The organism is Marinobacter sp. tcs-11, from assembly GCF_002049515.1.
Classification (GTDB): Bacteria; Pseudomonadota; Gammaproteobacteria; order Pseudomonadales; family Oleiphilaceae; genus Marinobacter; species Marinobacter nauticus.
In genome coordinates this window covers 173,587-188,643 of the sequence record NZ_LLYU01000002.1, presented here as the reverse complement: position 1 = coordinate 188,643, position 15,057 = coordinate 173,587, and the positions used below count along the sequence as shown (strand labels likewise).

Below are 15,057 nucleotides of genomic sequence, written 5' to 3'. Positions count from 1 at the left end.
ACTTTACTACATATCACGAAAGCAGGCATCGGGAGCCCTCGAACATCTAGCGAGGTGAAACCGTGTCACAGAAGGGTCATCAGTAGTTCATATACTGGCACCCGTTTTCATTGACCGCCGGCACTGTCGACTCTTCGACCATACCGGCGAACCCGGAATAAGGACACCCACATATGCTCAGGCGCACGAAAATTGTCGCCACGCTCGGCCCCGCCACAGACACACCGGAGTCACTTGCCGCCATCATCAAGGCTGGCGTTGACGTGACTCGCCTGAATTTTTCCCATGGCAGCGCCGAAGAGCACATGGCCCGGGCCCGCCAGGTTCGTGAAGCCGCTGCAGCACAGAGCCGCTTTGTTGCCCTTCTCGCCGACCTTCAGGGTCCCAAGCTGCGCATCGCGCGGTTCACCGATAACAAGGTATTCCTGGAAGCCGGGCAAACCTTCGTTCTCGACGCCAGCATGGACAAGGACGCCGGCACAGCCGAGCGGGTGGGCATCGACTACGAGCAACTGATTGAAGACGTTGCCCCCGGCGACATTCTGGTGCTCGACGACGGCCGCATCGAAATGGAAGTGATGTCGGTAGACGAGCACAGCATTACCTCCAAGGTACTGATTGGCGGTCCATTATCCAACAACAAGGGCCTGAACAAGCGAGGCGGAGGACTGTCTGCCGAAGCTCTGACCGAGAAAGACAAGCAGGACATTGTTACCGCCGCAAAACTTGACGCGGATTATGTCGCCGTCTCATTCGTGCGCACCGCCGAAGATATGCACATCGCGCGCAGACTGCTGAGCGAGGCCGGCTCTGAGGCGGGCCTGGTCGCCAAAATTGAGCGGGCGGAGCTGGCACACGACGACCAGGCCCTGGATGAGGTCATCCTCGCCTCAGACGCCGTCATGGTCGCCCGGGGCGACCTGGCGGTTGAGATTGGCGATGCCGAACTGGTAGCAGTTCAGAAGCACATCATTGCCCGCGCCCGGGTTCTGAACCGGGCGGTCATCACCGCAACCCAGATGATGGAATCGATGATCACCAACCCGATGCCCACCCGGGCCGAGGTGTCCGACGTCGCGAATGCCGTAATGGACTACACCGACGCGGTCATGCTGTCGGCCGAAACCGCAGTAGGTGACTATCCGAAAGAAGCGGTAGAGGCCATGGTCCGCATCTGCCTGGGGGCCGAACGGCATCCCTCCATGCACCAGTCCAAACACCGGATTCACGAGAGCATGGAGCGGGTCGACGAAGCCATCGCTTTGTCTGCCATGTACGCCGCCAACCACCTGCAGGGTGTGCGTGCCATCATCTGCATGACTGAGACAGGCGCTACCCCCAGACTGATGTCACGCATCAAGTCCAGCCTGCCGATCTTTGCCCTGTCGCGCCATCACTCCACCCAGCACCGGGTGGTTCTTTTCCGCGGCGTGCAGACCATACCCTTCGATTCGGCCCGGATTGCCAATGAGCAGACCAATGCTGAGGCCGTGGAACAACTGCGCAGACGCGGCGTAGTCGGCGAAGGTGATCTGGTGGTGATTACCAAGGGGGATTACGTCAACGCTCAGGGCGGCACCAACACTATGAAAATCGTGCGCGTTGGCAGCGATATCCGCTAGCCGCCGGGCAGCGCCTGGCACAGCCTTCGGCCGGACACACAAAACCCACCACGACGGTGGGTTTTATGTGTCCGGTTTAAAGGTCGCCCAGACTTCCCCTGGCAATTTCCGACACTGCCGGCCAGTCTTTACCGGCAATGGCCTCCGCCGGCGTGAGCCAGGACCCACCAACAGCACAGACATTCGGTAACGCCAGATAATCTCTGGCTGTCTGGCGGCTAATGCCACCAGTCGGACAAAAGACGACATCGGGAAATGGCCCGCTGAAGGCCTTAAGCGCAGGGATACCCCCTGCCACTTCCGCCGGGAAAAACTTGAACTCCCGATAGCCCAACGCATACCCCATCATCAGCTCGGACACCGTCGAAACCCCTGGCAACAGCGGTGCCTCGGAGGTAACACCGAACTCCAGAATGGCCTCAGTAATCCCGGGGGTAATCACAAACTGCGCACCAGCAGACTCCACCTGTCGATACTGGGCGATACTGGTAACCGTTCCTGCACCAACCCAGGCTTCGGGAATGGCTTTCCTGACCTTTTCAATGGCACGCACTCCATGCTCGGTGCGCAAGGTAATTTCAAGTACCCGGATACCTCCATCTACCAGCGCACGGCACAGCGGGATGGCATCGTCCGGGTCTTTGATCGCAATCACAGGCACCAGAGGCGAGGCTGCCAGAACGGCCTGCACCCGCTCGCGATGATAGTCCGACAATTGATTCATGGTGATCTCCTAAAGCAGTTAGCGGCGGTGACCAGACAAGCAACGCGGCGTCACGGGCTCCAGAACACTTCCAGGCCGGGTTTCAGGAAGGCCCGCACCGGCATGGCAAATACATCATCCAGAGCCGAACACGCCCTTCTGAGCGTCTCCAGCTTGTCCTCCCCTTTCAGGTGCAGCGCGGTAAAGCGCGCTTGCGCCAGTACCGCCCGGGTCAGCGTCACCCTGGGCTGAGGCTGGGATTCGGGTGTCATCGCCGCTACCAGACCAGTATTGAACTCATCCATGGCTTCAGGCAGCTCAGGCGCATCCGGAAACAGCGAAGCGGTATGACCGTCATTGCCCATTCCCAGAATCACCACATCCACCGGCAGAACCAGCACAGAAAGCGCCTGCCGAACTGCCTCCAATCCTTGATCCGGAATTTCCCCCGGCTGCTTCAGTGCCAGGTAACGGGCTTTCGCAGCCCTGCCCACTAACAGATTGTTTCTGACCAGGGTTGTGTTACTGGCAGGGTCGCCCTCCGGCACCCAGCGCTCGTCCGCCAGCACAACATCCACTCTGGACCAGTCCAGATCCGCGTCGGACAACGCCTTGAAGAAGGGTAAAGGCGTAGAGCCTCCGGACACCACCAGGCTGACCCTGGACGCCTGCTCAAGACGACTGGCGAGCACATCGGCGACGGTCGAGGCCAAGGCCCGGGCCACGCGCCCGGCATTATCATCGGCGTGAAACCCTACCCCCTCTGGCAAGCGGATGTCAGGCATCCTCATACCAGCTCCTCCCATCCCGTGTGATCATGGCAATGGAGGCAACCGGGCCCCAGGTGCCGGCGGCATATCGCTTGGGCGGTTCGCCACTGTCTCGCCAGTTAGCGATGATCTCGTCGACCCAGCGCCAGGCGTATTCCACCTCATCCCTGCGAACAAAAAGGTATTGATTACCTTTCATCACCTCCCACAGCAAACGCTCATAGGCATCCGGAATGCGTTCCGCTTCAAAGGTTTCGGAGAAGGTCAGCTCCAACGGCCCCTGCCGCAATCGCATCCCCTTATCCAGCCCCTGATCCTTGGTCAGGATTTTCAGGGCCATTCCCTCATCCGGCTGCAACCGTATAATCAGTTTGTTGTTGGCCAAATGCTTCTGGTCCGGGTCAAAAATGTAGTGAGGCGCGGGCTTGAAATGGATGATGATCTGGGAAAGCTTCTCCGGTAGTCGCTTGCCCGTGCGGATGTAAAAGGGCACGCCAGACCAGCGCCAGTTGTCGATCTCAGCCTTCAGGGCCACGAAGGTTTCGGTGGCACTGCCCTTGTTGGCATCTTCCTCCTCCAGATAACCCGGAACCGGCTTGCCATTGCTGGTGCCTGCAGTGTACTGACCACGCACGACGTACCGATCCATCATGTCCGGGGTAATCCGCTTCAGCGCCTTGAGTACCTTTACCTTCTCGTCCCGGATACTGTCCGCTGACAGGTCGGCAGGCGGATCCATCGCAATCAGGCACAGCAACTGCAGCAGGTGATTCTGAATCATGTCGCGAATCTGACCGGCCTGGTCAAAATAGCCCCAGCGCCCTTCTATACCGACGCTCTCCGCGACGGTAATTTCAACGTGAGAGATATGATTCTGGTCCCACTGGGAGGCAAACAGGTTGTTGGCGAATCGCAGGGCAATCAGATTCTGCACGGTCTCCTTACCCAGATAGTGATCAATCCGGAACAACTGGTTTTCGTGGTAGACCTCTCCAAGCTCATCGTTGATCACCCGGGACGACTCAAGGTCGTGGCCAATAGGTTTTTCCACCACCACCCGGGTTTTCTCATTACAACAACTGGTCGCCTTCATATTGCGGGCAATCACGCCATACATCGAAGGCGGCGTGGCCATGTAGACGATGAGTTCGTTGTTGGGTTCATCCCGCCACTCACGCAGGGCCCCGTAGCCCTCAGGATCGGTGAAATCCAGCAACAGGTAATCCACCCGCTGCAGAAATGCATTCGCCACGCCAGCATCAAACTCACTGTCTTTCACATGATAGCGAAGCTTTTCAAACAGTTGCTCCCGGACGTCCGCTGTTGTTGCCTTCGTGCGCGCAATCGCCAGAATGCGACTGCCCTGCGCGAGCAAGCCCGCGCGCTCCAGCTGATACAGCGCAGGGAAGAGTTTACGCTGAGCCAGGTCACCCAAGGCGCCAAAAAGCATCAGGTCACACGGGGCATTCGCGTTCTTTACCATGAGTCGCGCCCTCCATGATTTGCCGCTCCACTTCATTCACATTAACAGGAAGTAGTAGTTTTAGAAAAAAAACAGTCAAACTGCTGACTCCCAGCCCTCAGAAAACCACGTTATGACACGTTGACTACCGCAAACACACCAATAAAACGGTATACTCCCGAGTTCTTAGATGATTCGGCCCCCAAGAGATCAACGGAGCATCCATTCATGACAACCAGTCACGCGCACCGGGAAGAGAATCTGCTGGAAGATATTCAGGAACGCCTGGATAATCTGAACAAGTCCGAGCGCAAAGTGGCAGAAGCGATTCTTAAGGACCCCAGCGCTGCAACGCGGTACAGCATTGCAGCCCTGGCCCGGGCGGCCAATGTCAGCGAACCTACTGTAAACCGATTCTGTCGGAGTTTTTCAGCGACGGGCTTCCCGGACTTCAAGATCCGATTAGCACAGAGCATTGCGACAGGAACACCCTATGTCGGCCAGAATATAGAGCCCGACGACACCGTGGCTGAATTCGCTGACAAAATCATGCTCAGCACCATTGCCAACCTGGATAAGTCTCGCCAGTCACTCGATCACAAAGCGCTAGCTTCGGCCATCGACTATCTTATCCAGGCAAAACAGATCCACTTTTTTGGCATGGGCGGCTCCGCGTCGGTCGCACTCGATGCCCAGCACAAGTTTTTTCGATTCAACATTCCCGTAACCTCATACGACGACGCTCTCATGCAGAGAATGGTGGCGGCAGGGGCGCAGGTCGGAGATGTGATCGTAATGATCTCATACACCGGCCGAACCAAGGAAAGCGTTGATATCGCCAGAGTGGCGCGAGAGAACGGCGCAACGGTTATTGGTATAACAAACCCGGAATCCCCTCTTGCGGAATTCTGTACGGTGGTGGTTGGCGTCACAACCCCGGAAGACACAGAAGTGTACATGCCCATGTCTTCCAGAATTATTCATTTGACGGTCATCGACATCCTCGCAACCGGTGTAACGCTGAAACGTGGATCGGATTTTCTGGGCCATCTCAAGAAAATCAAGGAAAGCCTGAAAGCTACCCGATATCCGAAAGAATGAACCGCTCACAAAAAAGCCCCCGAAAGGGGGCTTTTTTTCGAGGTCTACAGCAAATCAGTTCCGCTCAACCTCAGCTGTATTGCGAAGGTACTGCTGGTAGGCGGTATATTCACGCTGCCCCTCCAGCTGCGCCAGGAAACGCATCAGCTGTTGGTATTCCGCACCTTCCTGATCAACCTCACCTTCGTTGACACCGGTCAGCACAATGACAGCAGCCTGATCGGCCGTAACGGCGCGGCCAACGGTTGGCGAGTCACCATCCGGGCGGGCCATGGAAAACACTTCCTGCACCACGCGCGGGCTCAGGCCAGACACACTCCGGCCCTGATCTTCAAACTGCTGCCATTCACCGGCACCAAGTTCGTCAGCACTGGTACCGGATTCAAGCTGAGCCACGAGCTCATCAACACGGGCTGCCAGCGCATCCCGGGTTTCGGTTCTCTCCAGAATCCGACGAATCTCCGGCTCCACATCGGCCAACTCCAATTGGCGCGGTTCGTGATACTCGCGCACCCGGGCAACGACCGACACGTTATCACCCACGTCGATCAGCTCGGTATTGTAGCCACCCTCAAGTACATCTTCAGAGAACAGTTGACGTACCAGACCCGCATGATCAAAGGGTGCTGCACCGCCATCCCTGCTGACACCTTCGACCACCCGAATTTCCAGACCCAGCTCTTCGGCCGGGCTGGCAAGATCGTCGGCGGCGTAGGCCGCATCAGCCAGTTGCGAGCGAACTTCCGCAAAACGCTCACTGGCCTTGGTTCTGGCCAATTCGAGTCGCAGATCTTCACGCAACTCGTCAAAGGCAGGCACATCGGAGCGGCGCACCTCTTCCAGCTTGATCAGATGAAGACCAAAGCTGGTCTCAACCGGACCAGAAACTTCGCCTTCTTCCAGCCCAAACAGAGCGTCTTCAAAGGCTTCATCGTAGACACCACGGCCGGCAAAACCGAGATCACCACCTTCCTGCGCAGAGACGGTATCGACTGAGTATTCCTCGGCCAGGACGGCAAACGACTCACCGTCTTCAAGACGCTGCTGGATGGTTGCAAGAATCTCCTGCCCTTCATCACCGGCCTCTACAAGAATGTGGGCGGCACGGCGTTCTTCACGCGCGTATTCTTCAGCACGCTCCTCGTAATAGGCCCGCACTTCATCTTCGGCAACTTCAATGGACTCCGCCAACGCTCCCTGGGACAGGGTAATGTAGGCAGCATCCACCTGCTCTGGCTGACGAAACTGGTCACGGTTCTCGTCGTAGTACGCCTGCACGTCCGCCTCGGTCACATCCACCTTGTCCTGAACACTACTGCCATCAAGGGTCAGCACGCGGAAGTCACGGGTCTGATTCTGAATGGCCAGCAAATGGGCTGCATTCTCAGGTGCCACGACACCAGTCTGGACGATCGCCGCGCGAATCTGGTTTACCACATAGTTCTTGCGCATGCTTTCGCGGAACTCGGCAACGCCCATGCCCAGATTGCGCACTGTGGCTACAAACCGATCACGATTGAACTGGCCATCCACCTGGAACTGGGGCATCTGGGTAATCAGGGAATCGATGTCGGCGTCGGTCAGCTCCAGCCCCTGGCTCTGAGCGTCCTGAGTGAGCACGGCCTCCCGGATCAGCGCATCCAGCACGTCGCGGCGAATCTGATCTTCGTCCAACAGGGATTGATCCGGATTCTCCATCTGCATAAGGCGCTGCTGGCTTTCCATCTGTACGGTGCGCAGAAACTCCCGCTCGGTGATGTCCTGGCCGTTAACCGTTGCCACTTCTGGCTCGCCAGTGAAGCCGCCGATGATGGCATCCATTCCCCAGATCGAGAGGGAAATAATCAATAGGCCAACGATAACCTTGGCGATCGTACTCTGGGCGTTATCCCGAATATCTTGAAGCATGTTGTTCTCGAATCCCTGTTCAAGGTTCTGCTGTTGGTAGTGGTGAGGCGAAAGCTGAGAGAGCCACAGTTAACACGCAAAAAGGCGCACCCTTACCGGAATGCGCCTTGAATTCTGATGGCAGTTCCCGAAACCGGGAACTGCCAGAGAAAGAACCGTTACTTAACGGCGTCTTTCAGGGCCTTGCCTGCCTTGAATCCAGGCACTTTAGAGGCCGGAATCTTGATTTCTGCACCAGTCTGCGGGTTGCGACCAGTACGGGCAGCACGCTCTTTCACAGAGAAGGTGCCAAAGCCGATCAGGGTAACCTGGTCGCCTTTCTTCAGTGCACCGGTGATAGAGTTGGTCATGGCATCCAGCGCACGGCCAGCTGCGGCTTTGGAGATGTCTGCGGACTCTGCAATTGCATCGATCAGTTCGGACTTGTTCACACTAAACCCCTTCGATTTCAGGTTGAAGATGTTATAGGTCGGTTTGTTTTTTCGCGGACGTTCTCGACTATCGCATAAGCGATGGGAGAATTCCATTCTTCAGTTTTTTTATTCCTTGCGGCATTAAACCGGTGTTCGGAATAGGCACTTACTGCGCGGGAGCCCTTGGTATTGGCTGCTTCACGGCGAAACAGTTATACCAACGGGCTCTCAGGCGTGTCAACAACTCATCCGGTGTTTAATGTGTATTTATGCGCTCTGCAGCGTCGCCGGAATCATCAGAAGTGGCCGATTTGCCGGTTTCCTTGTCAGCATTTTCAGACCGGGGATCCGGCTGGTAGGCCAGCGCAATATCCAGAACCTCATCAATCCACTTGACCGGGCGGATCTCCAGCGATTCCTTGATGTTGTCCGGTATCTCCTTGAGATCCCTGACATTTTCATCCGGGATGATGACAGTTTTGATGCCGCCGCGATGGGCTGCCAGCAGCTTTTCCTTCAAGCCGCCGATCGCCAGAACGCGACCTCGCAAGGTGATTTCACCGGTCATCGCTACATCCGCCCGAACGGGAATTCGGGTCAGTGCAGAAACCAGTGCTGTACACATACCAATACCGGCACTCGGGCCATCTTTCGGGGTTGCTCCCTCAGGTACATGCACGTGAAGATCGTGTTTTTCGTGGAAATCATCCGCCACACCCAGGCCGGCCGCCCTGCTCCGGACCACCGTAAGTGCCGTCTGAATGGATTCCTGCATAACGTCACCCAGCGAGCCGGTTTTAACGACACGACCCTTACCTGGCGTCAAAGCACACTCTATGGTCAACAGCTCGCCCCCGACCTGGGTCCATGCCAGACCGGTCACCTGTCCGATCTGGTTGGTTTCTTCTGCCAGTCCGTATTTGAACTTTTTGACGCCTGAGTAATCCTCCAGAAGATCCGGCGTCAGGGTCACCGAGGCCTTGGTGCTGCTCTCTACGTGCTCACGCACCACCTTACGGCAGATCTTGGCGATTTCGCGCTCAAGACCCCGTACACCGGCTTCCCGAGTGTAGTAGCGGATCAGGTCCCGAATGGTCTCTTCCGGCAGTTTCAGTTCGTCCTTGCGCAGACCATTGGCCTTGAGCTGCTTGGGCAGAAGGTAACGCAACGCAATATTGACCTTCTCATCTTCGGTGTATCCGGGAATCCGGATGATCTCCATGCGGTCCAGCAGTGCCGGTGGAATATCCATGGAGTTGGAGGTACACACGAACATCACATCAGAGAGGTCGTAATCGACCTCCAGGTAGTGGTCATTGAACGTATGGTTCTGTTCCGGGTCCAACACCTCAAGCAGAGCCGAGGCCGGATCGCCACGATGGTCCATGCCCATCTTGTCGATTTCGTCGAACAGGAAAAGCGGGTTCTTCACACCCACCTTGGAAAGCTTCTGCAACAACTTGCCCGGCAGCGCGCCGATGTAAGTCTTGCGGTGGCCTCGTATCTCGGCTTCGTCACGCACACCACCCAGCGCCATGCGGGTGTATTTGCGATTGGTGGCCTTGGCGATGGACTGGCCAAGGGAGGTCTTGCCAACCCCGGGAGGCCCTACCAGGCAAAGCACAGGCCCTTTCACCTTCTTGACCCGACTCTGAACCGCCAGATACTCCAGAATACGCTTCTTCACCTCGTCCAGGCCGTAGTGATCCCGGTCCAGGATTTCACGGGCCTTTTCAAGGTCGTGACGAACCCGACTGCGCTTCTTCCAGGGGACCGCCAGCATCCAGTCAATGTAGCCGCGCACCACGGTAGCTTCCGCGGACATCGGAGACATCATCTTGAGCTTGTTCAGCTCTGCTTCGGTTTTCTTCCGGGCCTCTTCCGGCAGACCGGCTTCCTCAAGCTTCTGCTCAAGTTCCTCGAAATCGTTATTACCCTCACCGAGCTGGCCCATTTCCTTCTGGATCGCTTTCATCTGCTCGTTCAGGTAATACTCGCGCTGGCTGCGCTCCATCTGCTTTTTCACACGGCCACGGATGCGCTTCTCCACTTCGATCAGATCAATCTCACCGTCCAGCTTGCCCAGCAGAAGATCAACCCGCTTACGAACGTCCAGAGCTTCCAGCAACTCCTGTTTCTCGGGAATCCGCATCTCCAGATGCGCGGCCATGGTATCGACCAGACGCTCAAGTTCGTGGATACCGGTCAAAGCATTGGAAACCTCAGATGGCACCTTTTTGGACAGCTTCACGTACTTCTCGAATTCGTCCATCAGGGTCTTGGTGAGGACGTCTTCCTCGCGCTCCGGCAAGGATTCCTCATCCATCAGAATGGCCTGGCCGGACAGGTAATCGCCTTCCTCGATGTCAGAAATGCTGGCTCGGGAATTACCCTCTACCAGAACCTTGACGGTGCCATCCGGCAGCCGAAGCATCTGCAGCACCGTCGCCAGGGTGCCCATGGCAAATACATCCTTCGGGCCCGGCTCGTCGGTGGAGGCATCTTTCTGGGCTACCAGCAGGATTTCCTTGCTGCCCTCCATTGCCGCTTCCAGCGCCTGAATGGATTTTTCGCGGCCCACAAACAGCGGAACCACCATGTGCGGGAACACCACCACATCACGCAAAGGAAGCAGCGGGTATTCGTGCACAGTTTCATCAGGTATACGGGTCATGGGGAATCCTCTGACAGTATTTCTTTCAGCATATCACCCAACATTGGGGCGCTGACAAAAATTGCAATCTTTTTACGATGGGAAATATCAGGGAGCAAACGATAAGGGCCTGAGATGAAAAAGGGGCGTTGAACGCCCCTTTTATATCACCCGGTATTCTACGCCCTGTGCCCGCTCAGTCTTCGGGCACCGCCTTGGCGTGATCGCTGCTGGCGTAGATCTTGAAGGGCTCTGAATCGCCCTTGATCACACTCTCGTCGATCACCACCTTGGAGACATCATGCTCAGAGGGAATCTGATACATGGTATCCAGCAGGGTCGCTTCCATTATCGACCGCAGACCACGGGCACCGGTCTTGCGCTCCATGGCTTTTCTGGCCACTGCGCGCAGGGCGTCTTCCCGGAAGTCCAGCTCCACCCCTTCCATATCAAACAGCTTCTGATACTGCTTGGTCAGGGCGTTTTTGGGCTCGGTCAGAATCTGCACCAGTGCTTCTTCATCCAGTTCGGTCAACGTGGCCACCACAGGCAGACGGCCGACGAATTCCGGAATCAGGCCAAACTTCACCAGATCCTCGGTCTCGACTTCGCGAATGATATCGCCAGTGCTCTTGCTGTCGTCCTGGCTCTTGACTGTAGCCGAGAAGCCAATGGAACTGCGCTCAGAGCGTTCCTGGATAACCTTGTCGAGGCCGGCGAAGGCACCGCCACAGATAAACAGGATGTTACCGGTATCCACCTGCAGGAATTCCTGCTGGGGGTGTTTACGCCCACCCTGAGGAGGAACCGAAGCGACAGTACCCTCGATCAGCTTCAGCAAAGCCTGCTGTACACCCTCACCCGATACATCCCGGGTGATGGACGGGTTATCGGACTTGCGGGAAATCTTGTCGATCTCGTCGATGTAGACAATACCGCGCTGGGCCTTTTCGACATCGTAGTCGCACTTCTGCAGCAGTTTCTGGATGATGTTTTCAACATCTTCACCCACATAGCCTGCTTCGGTCAGCGTGGTCGCATCCGCGATGGTAAACGGAACATTCAGCATGCGCGCAAGGGTTTCCGCCAACAGGGTCTTACCGCTACCGGTGGGACCGATCAGCAGAATGTTGCTTTTGCCCAGCTCGACATCACTCTTGCCCTCGCCGTAGCGAAGGCGCTTGTAGTGGTTATACACCGCTACAGACAGAACGACCTTGGCGCGATCCTGGCCAATAACATATTCATTCAGAGTCTCACGGATCTCTGCCGGCGTGGGCAGCCGGTCGCTGGCCTCCTCCGGGGCGTTCTCCTGAATCTCTTCCCGGATAATGTCATTGCACAGATCAACGCACTCGTCGCAGATGAACACCGAGGGCCCTGCAATGAGCTTACGGACTTCATGCTGGCTCTTTCCACAAAACGAGCAGTAGAGCAACTTGCCGTTATCGTCGCCTCTGCCGTTTCTTTCATCTGCCATTGAAATACCTCTGTTCTTCGTTGGCCGGTGTCATCAGTGTGTACGCCGGCCGGTAGTGATGCGATGACTTTCAGTATTATTTATTCGATACGCGCTTATCAAGTATTGTATCGATCAACCCGTACTCTTTGGCCTGGGCAGGATCCATGAAATTATCACGGTCGGTATCCCGGGCGATGGTCTCGATGTCCTGACCGGTGTGCTCCGCCAGCAGCTCGTTGAGCGTGTTGCGGATTTTCAGGATCTCACGGGTATGGATCTCGATGTCCGTCGCCTGCCCCTGATAGCCGCCCAGCGGCTGGTGAATCATTACACGGGAGTGCGGCAGGCAGGCACGCTTGCCCTTCGCGCCACCCGACAACAGGAAAGCCCCCATGCTGGCTGCCTGGCCGATGCAAAGCGTTGCTACGTCCGGCTTCACGAACTGCATGGTGTCGTAAATGGACATGCCAGCGGAAACAGAGCCACCCGGACTGTTGATATAAAGGTGGATGTCCTTGTCCGGATTTTCGGATTCCAGGAACAGCAACTGGGCAACCACGAGGTTTGCCATGTGATCTTCAACCGGGCCAACCAGAAAGATCACCCGCTCCTTGAGCAGACGGGAATAAATGTCGAACGAACGTTCGCCGCGTGCCGTCTGTTCAATAACAATCGGCACCAGGCCTGAGCTGGTTATCATTGTAGGGCCATCAAACGGTTTCTGCGTCATGTGCGCCTGAACTCCTTATGGACAATGGTTTGGACTCCTGCTTCAACGGGAGCCCGTTGTATTCCGGTACCCCATATACTCTGCCAGCAGATCGCCCAGATGAAAACAGCCGGACACGCCGGCTGCTTCCAGAACACGGCACCGGGCCAGAGCCCGGCGGCCATCAGCGCTGGGGCTGACCGGCCTGCACCGCTTCCTCGTACTTCATCTTCTTCTCTTTTACCTTGGCCGCGCCAAGCACAAATTCAACCACGGCATCTTCCAGTACAGAAGACTCAACCTGAGCCTTCTGATCCGGGTTGCTGTTGAAGTGTGCAACAACCTCGTCCGGCTGTTCATACGTAGAAGCGATCTCCTGGATCTTTTCTTCCACTTTCGCTTCGTCAGCCTTCAGGTCATTTTTCTTGACCACTTCCTGGAACAGCAGACCGGTCTTCACACGACGCTTCGCCTGCTCTTCGAAGATTTCCTTCGGCAATTGCTGGAAATCCACCTGCCCGCCAAAGCGCTGAACGGCGTCCTGACGCAGGCGATCAATTTCCTGGTCAACCAGAGCCGCAGGTACTTCCAGCTCGGTGGTCTCCAGCAGACCATCTACAACGTCGTTCTTGACCTTGTTGGATACTGCCTGCTTGAGCTCGCGCTCCATGTTCTTCTTCACTTCCTCGCGGAAAGCGGCTTCGTCTTCAGCTTCGATGCCGAAACGCTTGAAGAATTCCTGATCCAGCTCCGGCAGCTGCGGCTCTTCTACCTTGTGGATAGTGATAGCGAACTTGGCATCTTTACCCGCCAGGTCTTCGTTATGGTAGTCCTCAGGGAAAGTGACATCGATTTCCAGCTCTTCGCCGGCTTTACCACCCACAATGCCCTTTTCAAAACCAGGGATCATCTGACCTGAACCCAGGGTCAGACGATGACCTTCAGCGGAGCCACCTTCGAATTCTTCCCCATCGATGGAGCCCTTGAAGTCGATAGTCACAATGTCCTTGTTCTTGGACTTGCGCTTGACTTCTTTCATGGTGGCCTGCTGGCGACGCAGGTTATCGATCATATTGTCGATATCCTTGTCGGCAACTTCAGACACCGGCTTCTCAACGTTGATCTTGCTCAGATCACCCAGCTCAATTTCCGGCAGAACCTCAAAAATCGCGACAAACTCGAGATCCTTGCCTTCTTCCATGGTCTTCGGCTCCAGCTTGGGCCAGCCAGCCGGATTGATATCCTGCTCCTGCAGCGCCTTGATGTAGTTGTCGCGCATAGCCTCGCCAACCACTTCCTGGCGGATGCTGTCACCAAAACGACGCTTGACCACGCTCATGGGAACCTTGCCAGGGCGGAAACCGTTCAGGCGCACGGTGCGAGCAGTTTCCTGCAGGCGTTTCTGAACCGCCTGGTCGATTTCCTGGGCGGGCACACCAATCGTCATGCGACGCTCGATGTTGGAGGTCGTTTCAACAGACACTTGCATGGAAGTTCCTCAAATTACAGATTCTGTAGGTGAATGAAAATTAAACCAAAATCCCGGCAGGAGCAGCTCACCCCAAAGGGACGCAAAATTAAAAGCCGGTAGTTTATCACGGTTTGCCCCGCCGAGAGAATCACCCGGCCACCCTGAATATGGGTTTGAGACGCGCATAACAACGCGATACGGAAACACAATGGGGACAAATCAGAAAAAAGAAAGGGTGGTGCGAGAGGAGAGACTTGAACTCTCACGGGTTGCCCCGCTGGAACCTAAATCCAGTGCGTCTACCAATTCCGCCACTCTCGCATATCCGGCGTCGCTCTGAACCATAACAAGGAATCAGGGTACGCGGAAACAAACAAGGGGAAAAGTGGGGTGGACGAAGGGGTTCGAACCCTCGACCGCAGGAGTCACAATCCTGAGCTCTACCAACTGAGCTACGTCCACCACATCAGGGAGGTGCCATCCGGCACGCTACTGCTAACATCAACTTTGCTGGTTCGGCGAGTCCGGTACCAATCTGCGATTAACGAGATGGCGCGCCCGGCAGGACTCGAACCTGCGACCATCCGCTTAGAAGGCGGATGCTCTATCCAGCTGAGCTACGGGCGCTTGACCGTTCGCCCACCTGAATATCCAGAAAGTGGTCGGGGTAGAGAGATTCGAACTCCCGACATCCTGCTCCCAAAGCAGGCGCGCTACCAGACTGCGCTATACCCCGTTAACTGAACAACAAGTGCCTCAGCAAAGTTGGCGCGCATATTACCG

Annotated in this window: 11 protein-coding genes and 4 tRNA genes; 2 read left to right on the top strand and 13 right to left on the bottom strand. The window is 56.3% G+C overall.

All coding sequences use genetic code 11. The features are described from left to right. Positions 1-173 precede the first annotated feature (173 nt). The gene (gene pyk, locus ARC85_RS03555; protein WP_022991783.1) at positions 174-1,622 is read left to right on the top strand and encodes a pyruvate kinase; all 1,449 of its coding nucleotides are present in this window, start codon (positions 174-176) and stop codon (positions 1,620-1,622) included. A gap of 76 nt (positions 1,623-1,698) precedes the next feature. On the opposite strand, the gene ARC85_RS03550 is transcribed toward pyk, so the two are convergent. Genes ARC85_RS03550 through zwf form a run of 3 tightly spaced genes read right to left on the bottom strand, consistent with a single transcriptional unit; the run spans position 1,699 to position 4,578 of the window. Next, the gene (locus ARC85_RS03550) at positions 1,699-2,346 is read right to left on the bottom strand and encodes a bifunctional 4-hydroxy-2-oxoglutarate aldolase/2-dehydro-3-deoxy-phosphogluconate aldolase (protein ID WP_113879028.1); all 648 of its coding nucleotides are present in this window, start codon (positions 2,344-2,346) and stop codon (positions 1,699-1,701) included. 50 nt (positions 2,347-2,396) lie between these two features. Next, the gene (gene pgl, locus ARC85_RS03545) at positions 2,397-3,110 is read right to left on the bottom strand and encodes a 6-phosphogluconolactonase (RefSeq protein WP_113879027.1); all 714 of its coding nucleotides are present in this window, start codon (positions 3,108-3,110) and stop codon (positions 2,397-2,399) included. Next, the gene (gene zwf, locus ARC85_RS03540) at positions 3,103-4,578 is read right to left on the bottom strand and encodes a glucose-6-phosphate dehydrogenase (protein ID WP_113879026.1); all 1,476 of its coding nucleotides are present in this window, start codon (positions 4,576-4,578) and stop codon (positions 3,103-3,105) included. Before zwf ends, pgl begins: the two co-directional genes overlap by 8 nt. A gap of 207 nt (positions 4,579-4,785) precedes the next feature. Between zwf and ARC85_RS03535 the strand changes: the two genes are divergently transcribed. After that, positions 4,786-5,658, top strand: a complete 873-nt coding sequence (locus tag ARC85_RS03535; protein ID WP_011785314.1) for a MurR/RpiR family transcriptional regulator — start codon at positions 4,786-4,788, stop codon at positions 5,656-5,658. 54 nt (positions 5,659-5,712) lie between these two features. On the opposite strand, the gene ARC85_RS03530 is transcribed toward ARC85_RS03535, so the two are convergent. The 10 genes from ARC85_RS03530 to ARC85_RS03485 form a co-directional block, all read right to left on the bottom strand. Next, positions 5,713-7,566, bottom strand: a complete 1,854-nt coding sequence (locus tag ARC85_RS03530) for a SurA N-terminal domain-containing protein (protein ID WP_199452178.1) — start codon at positions 7,564-7,566, stop codon at positions 5,713-5,715. Between the two features lie 158 nt (positions 7,567-7,724). After that, positions 7,725-7,997 carry a non-specific DNA-binding protein Hbs gene (gene hbs / locus ARC85_RS03525; RefSeq protein WP_008174603.1) on the bottom strand — a complete coding sequence of 91 codons (273 nt, stop codon included), beginning with the start codon at positions 7,995-7,997 and terminating at the stop codon, positions 7,725-7,727. Positions 7,998-8,235: 238 nt separating this feature from the next. Then, positions 8,236-10,653 carry an endopeptidase La gene (gene lon, locus ARC85_RS03520; RefSeq protein WP_286714298.1) on the bottom strand — a complete coding sequence of 806 codons (2,418 nt, stop codon included), beginning with the start codon at positions 10,651-10,653 and terminating at the stop codon, positions 8,236-8,238. A 175-nt stretch (positions 10,654-10,828) separates the two neighbouring features. Beyond that, positions 10,829-12,112, bottom strand: coding sequence for an ATP-dependent Clp protease ATP-binding subunit ClpX (clpX, locus tag ARC85_RS03515; protein WP_011785317.1), 1,284 nt, complete (start codon positions 12,110-12,112; stop codon positions 10,829-10,831). Positions 12,113-12,188: 76 nt separating this feature from the next. Further along, positions 12,189-12,824: an ATP-dependent Clp endopeptidase proteolytic subunit ClpP gene (clpP, locus tag ARC85_RS03510; protein ID WP_011785318.1), complete on the bottom strand. Its 636-nt coding sequence runs from the start codon at positions 12,822-12,824 to the stop codon at positions 12,189-12,191. Positions 12,825-12,987: 163 nt separating this feature from the next. Further along, positions 12,988-14,292 (bottom strand): trigger factor, encoded by a 1,305-nt coding sequence (gene tig, locus ARC85_RS03505; RefSeq protein ID WP_286714297.1) that lies wholly within the window; start codon positions 14,290-14,292, stop codon positions 12,988-12,990. Between the two features lie 218 nt (positions 14,293-14,510). Continuing rightward, positions 14,511-14,595: transfer RNA gene (locus ARC85_RS03500), tRNA-Leu, on the bottom strand. A 65-nt stretch (positions 14,596-14,660) separates the two neighbouring features. Continuing rightward, positions 14,661-14,736, bottom strand: a tRNA-His gene (locus ARC85_RS03495). Between the two features lie 88 nt (positions 14,737-14,824). Continuing rightward, a tRNA-Arg gene (locus ARC85_RS03490) sits at positions 14,825-14,901 on the bottom strand. Positions 14,902-14,933: 32 nt separating this feature from the next. After that, positions 14,934-15,010, bottom strand: a tRNA-Pro gene (locus ARC85_RS03485). Positions 15,011-15,057 lie beyond the last annotated feature (47 nt).